The sequence below is a fragment of the Nitrosarchaeum koreense MY1 genome (assembly GCF_000220175.1).
In the GTDB taxonomy this organism is placed as follows: domain Archaea; phylum Thermoproteota; class Nitrososphaeria; order Nitrososphaerales; family Nitrosopumilaceae; genus Nitrosarchaeum; species Nitrosarchaeum koreense.
Window position 1 is genome coordinate 1,500,574 of sequence record NZ_AFPU01000001.1, and the last position, 18,743, is coordinate 1,519,316.

At 28.9% G+C, this 18,743-nt stretch carries 23 protein-coding genes and 1 tRNA gene; 14 read left to right on the forward strand and 10 right to left on the reverse strand.

What is annotated here, in order from left to right:
• Nucleotides 1–25: 25 nt before the first annotated feature.
• Nucleotides 26–646, forward strand: a complete 621-nt coding sequence (locus MY1_RS08735) for a hypothetical protein (protein ID WP_048110570.1) — start codon at nt 26–28, stop codon at nt 644–646.
• A gap of 113 nt (nt 647–759) precedes the next feature.
• Nucleotides 760–1,059: an ATP-binding protein gene (locus MY1_RS08740; RefSeq protein WP_007402606.1), complete on the forward strand. Its 300-nt coding sequence runs from the start codon at nt 760–762 to the stop codon at nt 1,057–1,059.
• Nucleotides 1,060–1,093: 34 nt separating this feature from the next.
• Here the strand turns inward: MY1_RS08740 and MY1_RS08745 are convergent, their stop codons facing one another.
• Nucleotides 1,094–2,086 (reverse strand): cupredoxin domain-containing protein, encoded by a 993-nt coding sequence (locus MY1_RS08745; protein ID WP_048110151.1) that lies wholly within the window; start codon nt 2,084–2,086, stop codon nt 1,094–1,096.
• 131 nt (nt 2,087–2,217) lie between these two features.
• On the opposite strand from MY1_RS08745, the gene MY1_RS08750 reads away from it, so the two are divergent.
• Complete coding sequence (locus MY1_RS08750; protein ID WP_048110153.1) at nt 2,218–2,544, forward strand: P-II family nitrogen regulator; 327 nt, start codon at nt 2,218–2,220, stop codon at nt 2,542–2,544.
• Between the two features lie 12 nt (nt 2,545–2,556).
• Here MY1_RS08750 and MY1_RS08755 read toward each other — a convergent pair whose 3' ends face one another.
• The 4 genes from MY1_RS08755 to MY1_RS10130 form a co-directional block, all read right to left on the reverse strand.
• Nucleotides 2,557–4,305: a HAMP domain-containing protein gene (locus tag MY1_RS08755; protein WP_007551640.1), complete on the reverse strand. Its 1,749-nt coding sequence runs from the start codon at nt 4,303–4,305 to the stop codon at nt 2,557–2,559.
• Nucleotides 4,306–4,448: 143 nt separating this feature from the next.
• The gene (locus MY1_RS08760) at nt 4,449–5,603 is read right to left on the reverse strand and encodes a J domain-containing protein (RefSeq protein ID WP_007551641.1); all 1,155 of its coding nucleotides are present in this window, start codon (nt 5,601–5,603) and stop codon (nt 4,449–4,451) included.
• A gap of 90 nt (nt 5,604–5,693) precedes the next feature.
• Nucleotides 5,694–5,951, reverse strand: coding sequence for a cupredoxin domain-containing protein (locus MY1_RS10055; RefSeq protein WP_007551643.1), 258 nt, complete (start codon nt 5,949–5,951; stop codon nt 5,694–5,696).
• A 102-nt stretch (nt 5,952–6,053) separates the two neighbouring features.
• Nucleotides 6,054–6,188 (reverse strand): hypothetical protein, encoded by a 135-nt coding sequence (locus tag MY1_RS10130; protein ID WP_007551645.1) that lies wholly within the window; start codon nt 6,186–6,188, stop codon nt 6,054–6,056.
• 110 nt (nt 6,189–6,298) lie between these two features.
• On the opposite strand from MY1_RS10130, the gene MY1_RS08770 reads away from it, so the two are divergent.
• Complete coding sequence (locus MY1_RS08770; protein WP_007551646.1) at nt 6,299–6,982, forward strand: VIT1/CCC1 transporter family protein; 684 nt, start codon at nt 6,299–6,301, stop codon at nt 6,980–6,982.
• A 15-nt stretch (nt 6,983–6,997) separates the two neighbouring features.
• Here MY1_RS08770 and MY1_RS08775 read toward each other — a convergent pair whose 3' ends face one another.
• A complete protein-coding gene (locus MY1_RS08775) occupies nt 6,998–7,900 on the reverse strand; it encodes a malate dehydrogenase (protein ID WP_007551647.1) in 903 nt (300 codons plus the stop codon).
• Nucleotides 7,901–8,061: 161 nt separating this feature from the next.
• Between MY1_RS08775 and MY1_RS08780 the strand changes: the two genes are divergently transcribed.
• From MY1_RS08780 to MY1_RS08790, 3 genes are all read left to right on the forward strand, one after another.
• Nucleotides 8,062–8,394, forward strand: a complete 333-nt coding sequence (locus tag MY1_RS08780) for an ArsR/SmtB family transcription factor (protein ID WP_007551648.1) — start codon at nt 8,062–8,064, stop codon at nt 8,392–8,394.
• Nucleotides 8,395–8,476: 82 nt separating this feature from the next.
• Nucleotides 8,477–9,325, forward strand: coding sequence for a CBS domain-containing protein (locus tag MY1_RS08785; protein WP_237698830.1), 849 nt, complete (start codon nt 8,477–8,479; stop codon nt 9,323–9,325).
• 62 nt (nt 9,326–9,387) lie between these two features.
• A complete protein-coding gene (locus tag MY1_RS08790) occupies nt 9,388–10,686 on the forward strand; it encodes an APC family permease (RefSeq protein ID WP_007551650.1) in 1,299 nt (432 codons plus the stop codon).
• A gap of 91 nt (nt 10,687–10,777) precedes the next feature.
• Here MY1_RS08790 and MY1_RS08795 read toward each other — a convergent pair whose 3' ends face one another.
• Nucleotides 10,778–11,413 (reverse strand): hypothetical protein, encoded by a 636-nt coding sequence (locus MY1_RS08795; RefSeq protein ID WP_048110581.1) that lies wholly within the window; start codon nt 11,411–11,413, stop codon nt 10,778–10,780.
• Between the two features lie 106 nt (nt 11,414–11,519).
• On the opposite strand from MY1_RS08795, the gene MY1_RS08800 reads away from it, so the two are divergent.
• Genes MY1_RS08800 through MY1_RS08815 form a run of 4 tightly spaced genes read left to right on the forward strand, consistent with a single transcriptional unit; the run spans nt 11,520 to nt 14,965 of the window.
• Nucleotides 11,520–12,398, forward strand: a complete 879-nt coding sequence (locus MY1_RS08800; protein ID WP_007551652.1) for a ribose-phosphate diphosphokinase — start codon at nt 11,520–11,522, stop codon at nt 12,396–12,398.
• A complete protein-coding gene (locus tag MY1_RS08805) occupies nt 12,398–13,345 on the forward strand; it encodes a TRM11 family SAM-dependent methyltransferase (RefSeq protein ID WP_007551653.1) in 948 nt (315 codons plus the stop codon). The genes MY1_RS08800 and MY1_RS08805 overlap by 1 nt, the downstream gene beginning before the upstream one ends.
• Nucleotides 13,342–14,241: a ribonuclease Z gene (rnz, locus tag MY1_RS08810; RefSeq protein ID WP_007551655.1), complete on the forward strand. Its 900-nt coding sequence runs from the start codon at nt 13,342–13,344 to the stop codon at nt 14,239–14,241. The genes MY1_RS08805 and rnz overlap by 4 nt, the downstream gene beginning before the upstream one ends.
• Nucleotides 14,242–14,248: 7 nt before the next feature.
• Nucleotides 14,249–14,965 (forward strand): SIR2 family NAD-dependent protein deacylase, encoded by a 717-nt coding sequence (locus MY1_RS08815; RefSeq protein ID WP_007551657.1) that lies wholly within the window; start codon nt 14,249–14,251, stop codon nt 14,963–14,965.
• A 30-nt stretch (nt 14,966–14,995) separates the two neighbouring features.
• Here MY1_RS08815 and MY1_RS08820 read toward each other — a convergent pair whose 3' ends face one another.
• Nucleotides 14,996–15,388, reverse strand: coding sequence for an RNA-binding domain-containing protein (locus MY1_RS08820; RefSeq protein WP_007551658.1), 393 nt, complete (start codon nt 15,386–15,388; stop codon nt 14,996–14,998).
• The gene (locus tag MY1_RS08825; RefSeq protein ID WP_007551659.1) at nt 15,385–15,933 is read right to left on the reverse strand and encodes an AAA family ATPase; all 549 of its coding nucleotides are present in this window, start codon (nt 15,931–15,933) and stop codon (nt 15,385–15,387) included. The genes MY1_RS08820 and MY1_RS08825 overlap by 4 nt, the downstream gene beginning before the upstream one ends.
• 74 nt (nt 15,934–16,007) lie before the next feature.
• On the opposite strand from MY1_RS08825, the gene thpR reads away from it, so the two are divergent.
• From thpR to MY1_RS08840, 3 genes are read left to right on the forward strand one after another with little or no spacing between them, the layout of a single operon-like run.
• Nucleotides 16,008–16,547 (forward strand): RNA 2',3'-cyclic phosphodiesterase, encoded by a 540-nt coding sequence (thpR, locus tag MY1_RS08830; protein WP_007551660.1) that lies wholly within the window; start codon nt 16,008–16,010, stop codon nt 16,545–16,547.
• Nucleotides 16,547–17,878, forward strand: a complete 1,332-nt coding sequence (cca, locus tag MY1_RS08835) for a CCA tRNA nucleotidyltransferase (protein WP_007551661.1) — start codon at nt 16,547–16,549, stop codon at nt 17,876–17,878. The genes thpR and cca overlap by 1 nt, the downstream gene beginning before the upstream one ends.
• Complete coding sequence (locus MY1_RS08840; protein WP_007551662.1) at nt 17,853–18,614, forward strand: serine/threonine protein kinase; 762 nt, start codon at nt 17,853–17,855, stop codon at nt 18,612–18,614. The genes cca and MY1_RS08840 overlap by 26 nt, the downstream gene beginning before the upstream one ends.
• Here MY1_RS08840 and MY1_RS08845 read toward each other — a convergent pair.
• Nucleotides 18,615–18,688 (reverse strand) — tRNA-Pro (locus MY1_RS08845).
• Nucleotides 18,689–18,743: the final 55 nt, after the last annotated feature.

Below are 18,743 nucleotides of genomic sequence, written 5' to 3' on the forward strand. Positions count from 1 at the left end.
ATTATATCTGTAATATACTAAATTGGTGTTGGATAAAAATCCTCAAGAGATTTTAGATAATGATTTAACATATGTAAAAAAAGAATTTTCAATCAAAAATCCAAATATGATTTTATGCTCTGAGCCATTTCTGAAAGCAGAAATTTTAAATGAATTAATAGATTCTAGTACTTATCCTATAATTTTCTTAGATTTTGATTTGCTCTATAGTGGTTATGTAGTTTCAGAATTAATTAAAAAAAATGAGAGAGTGGAAATTTATCGTCCAAGTAAGATTGATTTGAAAAAAATCATATCTGAAATAGCAAATAAAATATCAAGTGAAAAATTCTTGGTCATAATTGATTCACTTAATGGATTCTACAACATATTTGATGAAAAAGAATCTGGGAGATTCATTAATGCGTCATTAATGCTACTTTCATCAATTTCAATGGAAAATGGCTCCTCAGTAATAATTACAGCAATAACACGAAAAAATGATGGAGGGGAATGGATTCTTTCCCCAGGAGGTAGACACATTATTGATTCAAAAAAATCTGGAATGTTTGATCTCAAAAGAATTGATAAGAGTATGATAATTAGGTCGTTAAATCAAATTGGAAATACTGAAAAAACATTCAAAATTGAATTATCCAATGTTTAATACACATTGAGAGCGATCAGAATTTTAAACGGTGTTATAAAATTTGAAACGCCGTTATAGAACAGATTTTTTGGGCAAATTATATTAAGAGCAAAATCGAAAGAAATTTTGTTATGCCAGTAGGAATTATTCCAGACATCAGCGAACAAATGTGTATCGGATGCGCACTATGTGTAGAAATCTGTACAACATTAGGACCAGATGTACTTAGAGTAAAACCAGTCGAAGGCTGGAAGAGAGGAAAAGCATTTGTCTTTTACCCAGAAAGATGCATCTCCGATGGAGCATGTATCGGTGTTTGCCCAACAAAGGCAATCTTTTGGATGAGACCAATGGACTTTACCGTTGGACAACCAGTTCCACTCTACAAGAACTCAGTCTTCGTTAAAGGTTGGACCGAATTAATCGATTAGATTAGGTCATCATTTTTAATTTCTTTTTATTATTTTAGAGGTTAACAGCACCAGCTTTTTTTGTTGTAGATTCTGGTTTTTTCTTCAACCAGAATAAAATACCTATGAATAGAATAGCCGGAATTAAAATAATAATTATCATTAATTCATAGTAAGTGTTTAGTCTTTGAGCTGGTTTTAAATGATAAATTTCATGAGTGGTTTTTTCTGGATTGTCATAAACTACAGTTGTAAAGTCTACTGCCCTTATTGCTTTATTTTCAACATTTCCAGATACAGTTACACTTTCTTCAGCTAAGATTGAAGAAGATTGAATTCCTTCAATACGAATTATTATTGAACCTGAATCACTGAAAACAAAATTTCTATAATCACCACCAATTTGGCCTATACCATCATCACGAAGAATTTCTTTTCCATTTTGGAATATTATGATCGTATATTTCATTTTTGCAAGATTAGAATTTGTTTGAGGATCATAGAACTGATATACAAATTGGATTTTTTCATGAGTTTTGATAATTGGTGGATCCCATGTAAGATTTACTTCTATGTTTTGATCTGGAGTGTATTGTAAAAGTGGAAATTTTAATTCTTTTCCAGTTGCATCATGCGGATAATCTGGAATTAATTTTTCAACAATTACAACTCCTTCCATCCAAGGATGAATGGTACAATAATATGAAAAAGTACCAGATTCTTTAAAATCATATGACCATGATTCGCCTGGCATGAATCTATCACTATTAAAATATCCATTTGGCGTTCCAAAATCATCACTCATCCAACCGAATCTTCCTGATCCTTTACCACTAGTAACTGTATGACCTTCTCGATCATCATTATACCATGTAATAGTGTCATCAATTTTTACAAATATTTGAGGAGGATCATACCATACTTCTGCAGGAGTGTTTAATTCTGGATTATACGCACCAAAAGGGATACTGATTTCATATTCTTCTGCAAAAATTAGAGATGAAGAGCCCAAGATCGAAATAATAGTAACAAGTAATAAAAAATACATAATAAGAATTTAAAATTTAAATTGCATAAAAGATTACCTTAATTTTCAATAATGATATTCAGTTTTGATATTATCAAAGATCAGTGATAATCTAAAGTATGTTTTTAAAGTATTATAGAAATTATTTGATAATGAAACGAATAGAAGCGATTGTACAAAGTGATGTTTCTAAACAAGTAATCAATGAGATAAGAAAATCTGGTGTCGGCGGTGTTACACTAATTCAATCGTTAGGACAGGGAATGGGAGAACGACCAGAAATAGGAGGACGTCAAATAGAGTTTAACTCAGTAGATGTAATACTTACAGTTGTTCATGATTCAGAGGTAAAATCAGTAGTTTCAGCTATCATGAATGTTGCTCACACAGGACAAAAAGGTGATGGAAAAATTTTTGTTACAAATGTAGAAGAATCATACGATATTAGTACGAAAGAAAAATCAACTAAATTAATTTAATTGTAAAAAGTATTATCTATTTTTTCTAGAAACACGATATACTGGATAATCAGATTCAGATGAGGAAAACGTGTTTTCTATTTTTTTAAATATATAGTCGTCAAAATTTTTAGCACTTTTATAGAATTCTTCGCCGATTACTAAGCCATTTGCAGGAGCAAGTCTATTTATTTTTGCACATCGATTTACAGTATTTCCAAATATATCATTGATAGAGGATGTAGATGTTTTTGCAATTCTAACTATTCCATAGGTTGAACTAGTTCTGTAATCAAAAATAGGTAATTTGTGATTTTCAAGTTTTTTTACAATATCATCATGTAACTCTCCTAATGCAAGACAACAATCTAGGCATTTTTTTAATGTAGATTCTTCTTCTGAATGTATAACCGGAAAATAAAACAATAATGCATCCCCAATATTTTTTATTACAATTCCACCAAAATTTCTCACAGTAGAAGCAATAGAATTAAGAAAAATTTTATAAAATTCACTAGTTTGTGATTCGGATAAATTAAGAGTAATTTTTGTTGAATTCATAATATCAACCATACATACACAATATTGCTCACTATGATCAGAAAATTGCAATAAAATATCTTCTTGTTGTTTTATAACATCTTCTTTTTCTTTAATTTCAATTAATGATTTCTGAAGCTTTTCAGTCATTAAATCAAATGCTTGAGATAGCTCACCGATTTCATCTTTAGTTGTGATATTTGTTCGAACATTAAAGTCACCACTTGCAACTTTGTTTGCAGCATTTTTTAATTTAATTAGAGGTCGTGACATAGATTTTGAAATTAGAAATGCCACAATTGTCATTATTATAGTGATCACTAAACCAGTTTGAAAAATTCTATTTTGGAGTATTATAACAGGCTGAATTGTTTCTGATTCGTCAATTTCCGCAAGTAAAACAAATCCTAAATCATTAGCACAGTATGATGATCCATAAATATTGATTTTTCTATAATCCAAATAAATTCCTGAAAAATCTTCTGATTCCCTAAAACATTTTTGGACAGGAACGGTATCAACTTTTTGTTTAAAGATAGCGTTTTCTATGAATCTAGATTCAGATAACATCAAGAACCCGTCACTTACGATATAAACTTCGCCTGTTTTTCCTAAACCACTTGAATCAGTCAAAATATTATCTAATGATTCAGTTCTCATTCTAGAGATAACTACTCCAATTGGTTCATCATTTTTTTTATCATCTGGAGCAAAAATTGGAGAAACTATAATCATCTTTTTACCAGTTGCAGTTGGCTCAAAATCCACTATTGGTTTTTTTAATCCTTTTTGAAATAGTGGATCTTGAAGAAAATTATTATCAGTTAGTTTACCTAGTGAAAAGTAAACATTACCATTTGCACCAATAATTTTTACATCCTCAAAACCTATCGAAAACCCAACTAATGTTTGAAATGCTTGGATTTGAGTAAGGAAGTCTCTACGTTTGATTTCTCTTTCTTTATGCAAATCATCTTCTGAAACTTGGTTTAAATCATTAACAAGAATTTTTATCATTGGATCATTTGCTAAAATTTGATTTTGATCAATTCGTGATTCAAAAAGAAGTCTAATAGCATTACCACGTGTAGCTGATTCGCCTAATAATAGATCGCTAGCTCTTTCTATTAGAATTTGTTCAGCATAGTTAAAGCTCAAATAAGCTGTAATCAAAAGTGTAATTATAGATACTATAATTACTAAAAATATCAATTTTTTATCTATACTAAAGGAAATTTGCAATCAATTTTTGTTATTTTTATACAATATCAATTCTTCGTGTATTTTCTATGATAAGAATAGCTTTACTAGGACATAATTAGTTTTCATAAAGGAATATTCATGATTTAAGTTGGTTTTTTAATATAGATAATTTAGAAATTTATTTAATTTTTAGAAATTTTAAATTTAGAACCCCATTTACTCTTTTGATTTTTTGTTGGCTTTTTTGATAAATTATCTAACATTTCATATGTAATTGTAAATCCATTGCCTACCATTGTGGTGTCCTTATCAAACTCACTTTTGTTAGGCACAAATTCATCCGGTAAATCCTTGATTTTTTTAGTTTTAATATCAAATAACCTAATTTCCTTACCATTTTCAAGTTTGATAAGTGCATCATTACTAAGACTTTGAATTGAGAAATTTTCAAAAAATCTTATCATTCCACCTTTTTTTAATTTAATTTTAGAATCATAAGTGATTTTACTTCCATAAAATAAAATTTCTCGTGCACTAATTTCAACATCATCTTCCAAATTAAGAACCATAATAATATCAGCCTCAAGAGAAACTGTATTAATTATATTTTCTGCAATTATTTTTCCATTTGGTGCAGATACAAAAGTACGTTGTTCTTGAGTTTTAAAAATTCCAACTCTCCCATCTGAATCTTGAATTTTATATTTCCGACCAAAAATATTTCCAACTACAATATCACCATTATCTGCAATTACTCTAGCACCATTTTCAATTTTGTATTTATTTTCAAGTGGATTAATAAATTTAAAATCTCCTTTTGTCAAATGAATATTTGTTCTAAATTCTTCAGTCCAAGATGGACTTGTTATATTTCCCTGCATAATAATAGGACCATCATAAGTTAGATTGCCTGCCATAAAATTTCCTTTGATTGAAAGTATACCATTAGCTTTTCTTTCAAGTTCAATTTCTCCAAGAGATTTTGAACCAAATAATTTAATGCCGGTTGAATTTGTTCTATTAAGTTCTGCTGTCCACTCTTCTGCTAATTTCATTTCTTTGAATAACTCTTGGCCTAAAATTTGGTTTTTTCTTCGTATGTCCTCTTCTGAATCACCAGAATAAACTCTAGAATTTCTAATTTTTTCAAGATCAGTTTCAGGATATTTTTTACCAATTTTGAGATCTTCATATGCTTGTTTGATTTTTATGAATTGATCATTTTCTCCTCCTTTATCAGAATGATAAAGCAATGCTAATCTTCGGAATGCATTACGAATTTCGTGCTCAGTTGAGCCTTCAAGAATTCCCAATATGTCATAGTTACTCTCCACCATTTTCTTTCAGTTTTTGGTTATTCTTTTCATATTTCCTATACTTTTAGTTTATTACGATATAAAATGTTGAGAATTTTCATTAAATGAAATCTATATCATGTATTTTAAAAATCCAGTAAAACTATCAGAGGGAGTTACTTGAACAGCTTTTAGTTGACCAAGCTTCGAAAGATATTGTCTTTTATCATAATAGTTGAAAGTTCCTTCTTTATCAGGATATATTACAATAGTGTCTTTTTGTCCAGGTTCTAATAGATCAGTTTGTATGTTGAAACCATCAATGTATAATCTATGATGCTGATTCCCTCTATTTTCGACAGTAAGAACATAAGCAAAACTAATTCTCATAATTAATGTTGAATTGTTATCTTCAGATGTACCAGAAATGCCAATTAGTTTTATTTCATCATCAATATCAATAAAGGCAACAGTTTGTTCAATTTTTTCTGGTCAAAAAATTTGAACGTGTCTTACATTTCCTTGACCTATTACACCAATAATTGCTGCAAATCCCATAATTCCTATCATCAATATAATAAGAACAAAGAATTTGTCTTTCATTTTTATAATAACATAACAGTTCATAGTATTTTTACTAGATGTAGAATTTCATAATTGTAAATTAAAGTAAAAATAGCTATTTTATAACCAAAGTAGGAATATTTGTTAAATAATGAATGTGTTTATTAAAAATTATGAAACTACATTTTGATGATTTTATTTATGGTTCCATTGATGGCGCAGTTACAACTTTTGCAATAATTGCAGGAGTTGTTGGTGCTTCATTATCTCCTGGAATTATTTTAATTCTTGGATTTGCCAATTTATTTGCAGATGGATTCTCAATGGCTGCAGCAAATTATCAAGCAGCAAAAGCTAGAAATCAATTCATCGAGATGAAAAGAAAACAAGAAGAATGGGAAATTGACAACTTGGAAGAACAAGAAAAAGAGGAGATCAGAGAGATTTACAAGAAAAAAGGATTCAAAGATGAATTGTTAGAAGAGGTTGTTAGAATAATTACATCAAGACGAAAAGTTTGGGTGGATACAATGATGAAAGAAGAGCTAGGATTAATTGAGGATGAAAAAAACCCACTTGAGAGCTCAGTGAGCACTTTTATCGGATTTAACTTGATAGGGTTAATTCCATTAATTCCATTTATGATTTTTATATTAATGAAAATTGATGCAAATTCAGAAGCATTTGTTTATTCTACAATCTCAGTAATGGCATCATTTTTTCTTGTAGGTATGATTAAAGGAAAAATTGTTAAAAAACCAAAAATACGATCAGGTTTTTACACATTGATAATTGGTGGAATTGCATCATTAGTTGCATATTATGTAGGATATGGCTTAAAGATTTTAATTCAATGATTAATTGCGTGTTAATTAAAGTGAATTTATACAGTCACGTATAGTTTGTGCTGATATTTTTAATAAACTATGTTCAGCTTGGTTTAGTTTTACTTCTATAATTTCTTTAATTCCATCTTTATTTATTTTTACAGGGATTCCCATTGAAACATCTTTTTCACCATATTCACCATTTAATACAATTGATGCAGGCACGATTAATTCATTATTTTTAATAATAGAACTAATTACATCAAAAGTATTCTTAGCAATACCAAATTGAGAACGACTTTTGAATTTTCTCAAAGATTTCCAATAATTTCTGATTTCAGTTGTAATCAGATTTTGTTCTGTTTCATCAATCATCTCAAGTAGATTCATTTTATTGATTTTTACTCTAGAAAATATTGGTACCATAGAATCTCCATGTTCGCCCAAAACTATTACATTATTAATTTGAGATTGATTTAGATTAAATTTCTCTGAAAGTAAATACCTAAATCTACTTGAATCTAAACTTGATGCAATTCCAATTACTTTATTTCTTGATATTTTAGTTTCTTTTTGAAAAACATATGTTAGAACATCTAATGGATTAGAAACAACTAGAATTATTGCTGAAGGACAATATTTTTTGATTTCCTTTGCAATATTTTTAATCATTTTAACTTGAGCATCCATCATTTCAGTTCTAGATTTTAGATAAGTTCCTGTACTAGCTGTAATTACAATAATATCAGAATCAATTATTTTAGAAAAATCATCAGTTCCATGAATTGAAACATTAGAGTTTTCAGGTACAGCATTTGATATATCTAGTGCCTCGCCTATGGCTTTATCCTTTGTACGATTTACTAATAATACATCATCTAATGAAGTAGATATACATAGAAAAGCAATTGCAGTGCCAACCTTACCGCTACCTATTATAGAGATCACAGATAATTCATCTCTTCTGTTTTATAATTAAGATATAACAAATTGTTTAAATTGATTAAAATGTATAATTTAAATCCCATATCATAATTCCAAAGCAAATTGATTGCATTGCATTGCAATGCGGTCCTACTTGTTATATCTAATTAATAAAATAAGTAGCCATGCAACAATTAATTTCAGGCAAAAAAATAGATGATGATTCAAGGAAAGATGCAATTCTTGAGGTCATATCAGACAAATATTGTCGATCTATTTTAGAAAACACCAGAGAAAAACCAAAATCAGCAATGGAGATAAGTGGTGAAACCAAAATCCCAATTAGCACTGTTTATAGAAGACTTCAAACCTTACACGATAACAAATTGCTGGCAATTTCTGGTTCGATTAGTGATGATGGCAAGAAATACTTTCTGTACAAAAGTAAAGTTAAGGCCATATCTACATCATATATTGGAAATAACATCGAAGTTGAAATTGTACCTAATACTTGTTAGGTACTAGTTATTTTTTATTTTATTGAAATCAAATTTGATAATCTAAGTTTAGTTTTAAATGAAAATTATAAACATAATTAATGTGAAGAAAAATTTGTTTCCTGTAATTACTGTTAATCCAGAGTCATCAATTTTTGATGTATTATTACAGATGCAAACAAATTTTGTTAAACATATAGTAGTTACCATTAACAATATACCTGTAGGAATTGTAACCGAAAGGGATATCAATAAATTTTTAGAAGAAGATAAAACTGCGCATGCAATAAATGAAATTCCAATTAAACATGTGATGAAAAAAAATGTAATTACCATATCTGAAGGAATAGAAGATTATTTTGAACAATGTGCAGCAAGAATGGAAACTTTCAAAATTGGCTCCATAGTTATTGTTAATGACAATGGAGAATTAGCTGGAATTATTTCAAGAACTGATTTAGTGAAATCTTTTGCCGTTATATTTGGTGGAAAATATTTAGTGAAAAATTTTATGAGTAGAAATGTTGTTACATGTAGAAAAACTGACTCGATTAAATTTGCAATAAGGATAATGAATAAAAATCAAGTTTCAAGATTGGTTGTAACTAATGATGATGGTTGTCCTATCGGTCTTATTAGCACTAATACATTATTAACACATAGTGATTATTTTACTAAAGGTAGTACACGTTCTCGAGATTATTTAATTCCAATAAATGCAGAAAAACTAACTGTTAGTGATTTATTAACTGATGAACTTTTAACAATTAATGAAGAAGAAGATTTAGTAGTAGCAGCTAACAAAATGATAAAAAATAAAATTAGTGGAATTCCTGTTGTAGATTCGAATAATAATCTAGTTGGAATTATTAGCAAAACTGATGTTGTAAGGGCTCTTTCTATTGTAAAACCGCATGAGAAATTAAGATCACAGTACAAGGAATTGTATTGACTTAAAAATTATTCAAATATTGAATTGATTAGTTTTACTTTAAACAATAATGGAGTAATAAAATGTCTGAATTAAATCGTCGAATGGGATTATTTCATCTAACAATGTATGGAGTAGGATTAATTCTGGGAGCTGGAATTTATGTGCTAATAGGGGAGGCATCAGGTTTTGCGGGTGATGCAGTATGGATTGCATTTGTTTTAGGATCTATTGTTGCATTATTTGCTGGACTCAGCTATGCAGAGTTATCATCAATTTTTCCAAAAGCAGCTGCAGAATATATATTTGTAAAAAATGCATTTAAAAATAATTTTTTTGCATTTATTATAGGATGGTTAACAGTGATTACCTCCATGATTACGGCAGCAACAGTTGCCTTAGGATTTGGTGGATATTTTTCAGAATTTTTGAATATTCCCATAGTAATATCTGCAATTATACTAATAGGAATACTTTCAATAGTGAATTTTGTAGGAATTAGAGAATCATCATGGACAAATACAGTTTTTACAATAATTGAAGCTACTGGATTAATTCTGATTATCATGATTGGTTTTACTATTAGTGATCCAGAACCAGTTAATTATTTTGAAAGTCCAACAGGTTTCACAGGTATTATTATTGCATTTGTATTGATTTTTTTTGCATTTATTGGATTTGAGGATATGGCAAATGTTGCAGAAGAAGTACGAAATCCCAAAAAAGTAATTCCAAAAGCAATAATTTTATCAGTTATTATAAGCGGACTCATCTATGTCTTAGTTTCATTAGCTGTGGTTAGAGTAATTAATTGGCAAGATCTTTCATTATCAGCTGCACCTTTAGCAGATGTTGCAGAAAGAGGATTAGGCATACAGGGTCACATAATATTTTCTGGTATTGCACTTTTTGCTATAACAAATACAGTATTGATTACACTGGTAGCAGGTGCAAGAATGATTTATGGTATGGCAAGAGATAAATCATTTCCAAATTTTCTGACAAAAATACATTCGAAAACTAAAACACCGTGGATAGCAGTTATTACAATTATGGTAGTTGCTATTAGTTTTTCTTTTATTGGTGACATTGTAATTATAGCAAATATTACAGTTTTTGCAGTTGTGATAACTTTTGGTGCAATAAATTTGTCTGTGATTGTACTTCGATATACAGAACCAGACATCGAACGAAAGTTTAGAATTCCTATCAATATTGGCAAGTTTCCAGTTTTACCAATTTTTGGATTAGGGATTTCTGTGTATATGTCACTTCAGTTTGAAATAGAAGTTATACTAGTAGGATTTGGAATTATAGCAGCTGGTTCAATATATTACATAATTTTTAATAAAAAAATAACAAGGCAAAAAAATAAGAATTAATGATCTATATAATTTCTGTAATATTTGTTTGAATCTCAAAAATCATATTTATATAAAAATGTTGTAATCTAAAGTTAATTTAGTGAAATAATTATTTTCGAATTTTAAAAAGAGTAATTGATGCAATAATAAATGCTAAGATACCTATGCTAATTGCTACATAACTGACATTCATTTGTTGATTAGATTGTTCTAATTCAGTGAATGATTTTTTTAAATTATTTACTTCTCCAAGAAGTGCTGTATGTCCATCAATTAGTTGAGTTAATGTAAGATCAGATGGTTTTGGAAATTCAATGTAAGAACGTTCATCAACTTTTGGAGGATGCATCGATAAGCTTATTGGAGTTTTCTCAATATTGCCTAAAACATTTACTTGATAAAACCCAGATACTGTCGGATTAACAAATGCATAATATTTTCCAGGAATGTTATGATCAGGTGATAGAGAAAGTATTATTTTTTCTTCCTTGAATAATAATTCTAGTTTTAAAGATTTTTCCAGCCCAGATACACCATCATCAAATTTTTGTTGCTTTAATTCTAGACCAGGCTCAAGATGACTAACTAGCAATTCAATACCATTTGTTTCTCCTGAGACTACAGGTTCATTCATCCATCCAATTTCCAATCTATATTCACCTACAGAATCAACTGTATGAGCAAAAGCAGTACTAAAAGTACCAGAAATTAGTAATAACAAAAATAGTAAATTTTTAAAATTCAATGACAAAAAAATTCATTTCTGTTTTAAAAAGGTTCTATAAATTACTGATAAAGAAATATTTCCAAAACCCTCAAAATTTAAGAACCCCTTCTTTCTCGTTGAACTATTGACAAAATTTACTGTTATATCTGGAAGTTCATCCGAAGAATTAGCAAAAAAATTAGCAAAAAAATTAGATGCAAATTTCATAAAATCACAATTAAGGATTTTTCCAGATGGTGAAAGTAAAATTACTTTTCAAAAAAAACCTCAAAAAAATAAAATTATTGTCATACAATCAACATATCCACCTGTTGATGAGAATTTAATTCAGACACTTTCAATAATTTCAAAAGCAAATGAATATGCAACAGAAGTAATTGCAGTTATACCTTACATGGGTTATGCCCGACAAGATAGAGAATTTTTACCTGGAGAAGTGATAACAATGAAAGTAATTGCAAAGTTATTCAAAAGTGTAGGCACATCTAGAATAATTGTTGTAGATATTCACAGTATGATAGGTTTGAAATATTTTAATATAAAATCAAAAAATGTAACCGCAATTCCAGATCTAGTAAAATATTTTGCAAAACTAAAATTAAAAAATCCATTGGTAGTGTCCCCAGATCATGGTGGAAAAGAAAGAGCAAAAGAATTTGCAAAATTGTTAAAGACAGAATACATAACTCTTGAGAAACAAAGAGATCGGAAAACTGGAAAAGTAGAAATTAAATCTACAGATTTTGATGAGATTATAGGTAGAGATTTGATTTTAGTTGATGATATGATTAGTACTGGAGGAAGCATTATCAAAGCTACCGAGTTTCTTAAAAAACAAAAATGCGCACGAGTATTTGTAGCATGTACGCATGCATTACTTAGAAATGGTGCTGAAAAGAAAATTAAAAATGCAGGAGTAACTAAAATAATTAGTACAAATACAATTCCTGGAAAAACATCATTGGTTGATGTTTCAGATACAATTGCAAAGGCAATAATATAATGCCTGAGAGTTTTTTTATTTTATCTAAAGATTATCTAGAAATTGCAATTGACGAAATAATTTCAATAGCAAAAACATATGATAGATTTGCCAAAGCACAAATTATATCAAATTTAGTAATAATTCAATCAAAGACAAATTGGAAGGAAATTGCAAATCGTGCAACTTTTGTAAAAATTTCGGGTCAAATACTTCGTAAAATGTCTGGTTTATTTTTAGATGAAGAAAATTTTGAAGTGTTAAAAAATGCCAAAACTTTTGTATGTAGAATTATTAATTTATCATCAAATAATTTCAACATTCCAGAATTAGAAAAGGCGATGGGAGATATGATAACTAAATTTTCAAAAGCTCAAGTTTCTCTTGAAAATCCAGATATCAGCATATATCTAATTTTTACCGATCAGGAAAATTTTTTTGGGTTTTCAAAAAGATATGAAATTAAAAGCAGACCAAAGAAAATTAAAAAACACCCACATGAATTAGACTGGAAGCTTACGAGAGCTATGATAAATTTAGCTGGATTAAAAGAGGGAGAGACTGTTTGTGATCCATTTTGTGGTACTGGAACTACATTGTTAGAAGCTGAATCGATGGGAATTCATGCAATTGGATTAGATTTTGATGAAAAAATGTGTAAAATTTCCAAAGAAAATTTAGATGCAAATCAATACAATTCAAAAATAATCAAGTCTGATTTCAGTCAATTAACTAAAATGATAAATGAATTTGATGGAATTGTTACAGATTTGCCTTATGGAACCGCTTCAAAATCATCAGAAAATCCTGAGGAATTATTGAAGAAATTTGTATCAATTTTGCCCAAGCGTAAGAAAATTGGTATTATGTGCAAGAAGGGATTTGAAAAAAAATTGAAGATAAACCCAATTAAAAAATATGAGATCTATAGGCATAAAAGCTTGACAAGAATAATTTTAATAAAATGAAACTAGTATTTTTAGGAACTTCAGCCGCTCAACCTACTGAAAATAGAGGGTTGTCATGTATTTGTTTAGAAAGAGAAGGTGAAATTATAATGTTTGATGCAGGAGAAGCTGCACAAATTTCTTATTTAAAATCAGGTTTAGGTTGGAATAAAAAAATGAAAATTTTTGTTACACATCTTCACGGAGATCATTGTATAGGATTGTTAGGATTACTTCAGACAATGACTATGCAACATAGAACAGAGGCCTTAGAAATTTACGGACCTAGTGGAATTGAGGAATTTATATCTGCAAATATCAAAGTTCTAAATTTCGGATTATCATTTTCTGTTATTATTACAATAGTAGAAGATGGAATAGTATTTGATTCAAAAATTTATGCAATATATGCTTGTAAAGCTAATCATTCAGTTACTACTTACTCCTATCTTTTTGTAGAAAAAGATAAGCCCGGTAGATTTGATATAGAAAAAGCTAAGGCGTTAGCAATTCCAGAAGGAAAGTTGTGGAATCAATTACAAAACGGAATGGAAATTAAAATTGAAGGAAGAATTATTCTTCCAGAACAGGTATTAGGAGAAAAAAGACCAGGTAAAAAAATTGGAATTTCAGGGGATACAATGCCAACAAAAGAATTAGAAAAATTCTTTGAGAATTGCGATTATCTTGTATTTGATTCTACATTTTTAGATGAAACTTCAGATAAGGCTCAAGAAACATGTCATTCAACTGCAAAACAAGCAGCAATGTTAGGAAAAAATGCTAAAGTAGAAAATCTGATCTTAACACATTTTTCTGCAAGATATAAAGATGAAACTAGACATCTAGAAGAAGCAAAACAAATTCATCAGTCAGTTATTGCAGCAAAAGATTTCTTAGAAATTGAGATAAAATAATTAAAAAATGTTTGAACTAGCCATAAAGAAGCTAAAAGAGGCTCAAAAAATCGTATTTGTTACAGGAGCAGGAATTTCTCAAGAGAGTGGAATTCCTACATTTAGAGGAAAAGATGGATTATGGAGAAATTATGATGCAATGAAATTAGCTACAATTGATGCATTTTATGAAAATCCAAAATTAGTTTGGGAATGGTATAATGAAAGAAGGAAGAATATTTTTTCTGCAAAACCAAATTTAGGACATAAAGCAATAGCAGAATTAGAGAATTTTGTAAAAGTTGTCATATTAACTCAAAATATTGATGGGTTGCATCAAAGAGCAGGAAGTACTAAAGTGTTAGAATTACATGGAAGTATTATCGAAATAAAATGTACTGTTTGTAAATTTAAAAATAAAATTTTAACCGAGTTTACAAATATTCCACCTTTATGTAAATGTGGAAATATTTTAAGACCAAATGTAGTATGGTTTGGGGAACCGCTTCCACAAGATACATGGCAAGAAGCTATGATTCATTCAAGTAATTGTGATATTATGATAATTGTAGGTACATCATTAGTGGTATCACCTGCAAATACATTACCACTTTATGCCAAACAAAATAATGCATTTCTCATAGAATTAAATCCTGAAGAAACAATGATGTCATCTGATATGGATTTATCAGTAAGAAGTACTAGTGTTATTGCACTACCCCAATTACTATCAATTTTTAAATAAATAAAATTTTTAGTAATAATTAAATTAGTTTTAAAGAATTAACCAATCCAAAATACTATCAATATTAGATGAAGTCAATGTTACTTTGATTGGGCCTAATGGTGATTCATCTGGTTCTTCACAAAGAGCAACCGTTCCCACTAATGCAGCCTGTTTATTGAGATAAAACCATGTTATATCACCTTCTAAATTTTTTTCAAGTTGTCGTTGATAGATTTTTTGTGATTGATTTGAATGAATAACATCATAGATCTTTTCAAGTAAATTAAGATCCTTTGAGTTTGATATAATAGAAAATTTTTCAATTTTTAATTTTGCATTAGGAAAAACATTTAAAATTGCAGTTTCAATTTTTTTTGGATCTTCAGATGGATTTATTGAAGAAGTAATTTCAATTTTACAACTAATACTAGGAACTCTCATTTTATCCAACTTTCAATAATTTTGAAGGAATAGTCAATCAATTCATCTTTTGTTAAATTATTATTAGAAATTGTTTCATCAGATAATGCAATTGAATTACTAATACCAACCCCAATTTCTCGATTATCTCTTTCTTCAAAATTTTCTTTTGTTTGTGGATCATCAGATCTTCCTCGATTTTTTAAAAATCCAAATCTTGTATTAGTTGATGCATGTATAGCAAGGAGTTTAACGGTTCCATGTTTACGTAAAACTTCTATTTCAGCATTAGATCTTATACCATCAATTATTACAACTTTGGATTTTGTATTTTCAATTTGAGGTACAACTAATTCTGCAATTGCTCCTTGACCATTTTTTTCTCGAAGTTCAATCATTAATTTGCCGAGATTTGGTCCTGTTGGTTCAAGATTTCTGTTTTTAGCTTCAGTTCTTACTACATTACCCATGTTTATAACATCATAACCTTTTGATTTGAGACCATCAGCTATGGTTGATTTACCTGCTCCAGGCATACCTGTTAAACAAACAATTAGTTTTTCCAATATCAGAATGAAAAAACAGTCTGGTCTATGAAGTTACCGGAAATTATTATAAAACATCATTAAAGAAAATTATCATGCGGGTTTTTGTAGCAATTGAAATTACTTCTGATAAAATAATTAACTCAATCTCTAAATTTCAATCTGAAATTAACATTAATGCTAAACCTGTAGAATTACATAATCTTCATTTTACATTACAATTTTTAGGGGAGATATCACAAGATGTTGTAGAGAAAATAATAGTTGCTTTAAAATCAGTTAAATTTTCTAAATTTATGGTAGATTTCAAAGGTATCGGTGTGTTTCCTAAATTAAAATTTCCAAGAATTGTATGGATTGGAACTGATGAAAAGGGAGGTAAATTATTGACAGAACTAGCAAAAAATGTTGAAAATGTACTTCTTCCATTAGGTTTTACTGTAGATAAACCGTTTAAACCTCATATCACAGTATTTAGAATTAAAAATAAGATTGGAGATATTGAAAAAGAGTTGAATAAATTCAAATTAATTGATTTTGGAACTCAAGAAATTACAGGATTTAAGCTTAAACAAAGTGTTCTTAGTTCAAATGGTCCTGTTTATTCTGATTTAATAGAGGTAAAAGCAGTATAATGAAACAAGTACTATCTAAAATTAGAAAATCTGTAATAATATCAGAAGATGTAAAAAAATTAAAAAAACAAATTGCAGATGAAGCTTATCTATTAGTTGAAAATCAAATAAAAAATCATCCTGAAATTATAGGATTGGAATTTGGAGGATCTTATGCAAAGGATACCTGGCTCTCAGAAGAAGCAGATATTGATATTTTTATTAAATTTAAAAAAACTATTTCTGAAGAAAAATTTATAGAAATTTCAAAAAAGGTTGGATTTCAATCAATGAAAAAATATAATCCGTATGTAAGATATTCTGAACATCCGTATGTTGAGGCTAAAATTAAAAAAACAAAGATAAATGTTGTTCCATGTTATGATGTAAATTCTGGAGAATGGAAAAGTTCTGCAGATAGATCGCCTTTTCATACAAAATACATGGAAAAGTCACTTACTCATGAAATGAGAAACGAAGTAAGAATGCTCAAAATATTTCTAAAGGCAAACAAAATTTATGGTTCTGAAATTGCAAAACAAGGCTTTAGTGGATATGTATCAGAGGTTTTAATTTTAAATTTTGGTAATTTTGAAAATACAATTAGATCAATTGGAAAAATTCAACAAGGTCAGATTATTGGAAAGACATCAAAAGTATTTGAGACATCGATTTCAATTATAGATCCTATTGACAGTAATAGAAATTTGGCTGCAGCAATTTCAAATGAAAATATAGGAAAATTCATTCTTTTATGTAGAGCGTTTGAAAACAAACCTAAATTAGAATTTTTTACTCAAAAAAAATTGAAAATATCAAAAAATGGTTTGGAAAACGTACTTGTGATAAAATTTAGTTTTAAAAATCGAAGCCCAGATATAATTTGGGGGCAAATTAAGAGAGCGACTTCATCGCTTACAACTCAATTAGAATTAGGAGGTTTCAATGTTTTACGAAGTAAAGCACATTCAGATAATACGGGTGAAGCTTGTCTTTTTTTCCTTTTAGAATCAACTAAAATTCCAATAAATTATTCTAAAAGCGGTCCTGATTTCTTTAGAGTAAGTGATTGTACTAGTTTTATTTCAAAAAACATTACAAAAACTGAATTAATGTGGATTAATGATGATGGAAAAATTATTGCACTTGAGAAAAGAAGACATAATGAAGTTGTAAAATTTATGACAGAATTATTAAAAAACAATCTCCAAACAGGTATACCAAAAGGATTACAGAGTGATTTTAGGAAAGGAGTTGAAATTACTATTGGAAATAAAAATTTAAGCAAATCAATTAAAGAGGCAGTTTTAGATCTTATTTCAACGGATGACTCTATTTTTCATACCAATTAAAAAATTAGTAAAAGAACCGTATTCAAAAATTCTTGGCTATCCAAAAGCTAGCTCGCGTCAACTTCAATCAAGAATTATCGAATTAGAAAAATTAAAAATAAGATCAATATCATTTACTGGACAAACGACTATCGGTAGTTTACAAATTTTGGGCAAGGGATATGTTGGAGTGGTAGTATTAGCAAAAAAAGGAAACACCGTTGTTGCATTAAAGATTAGAAGATTAGATTCTCAAAGAAGTGAAATGAAAAGTGAAGCAAAATTAATGAAATTGGTAAATATGGTAAATGTTGGACCCAAGTTATACGATGTAAGTAAGAATTTTTTGGTAATGGAGTATCTTGATGGCGATAAAATTGGTGATTGGATACAATCTCTAAAAGGTAATGGAAGTTCTAAGAAATTAAAGTCAATAATCAGAATAATCTTAGAGGATTGTTATAGATTAGATAAAATTGGTTTTGATCATGGTGAATTAAGTAGTATTTCAAAGCATGTTATTGTTGGAAAATTACGAACAACTTTAATTGATTTTGAAAGCTCGAGTGTCAATAGACGAGCATCAAATGTAACTTCGATTACTCAAGCTATTTTTATTGGATCAGGAATTGCTAAAAAAGTTCAAAGAATCTATAAAATTCCCGAAAAGGGAAAAATTATTGATGTTTTAAGAAAATATAAGCAAGAACCAACACGAAAAAGTTTTGAGGATATTTTAAAGATATTAAAATTATGATGGGGCCGGCAGGAATTGAACCTGCGACCACTAGTCCCCCAGACTAGTATCATACCAAGCTAGACTACGACCCCTCATGAGTGAGGCGCAAAATGAAATTATTAAATCGTCGGGTTATTACTGATTATT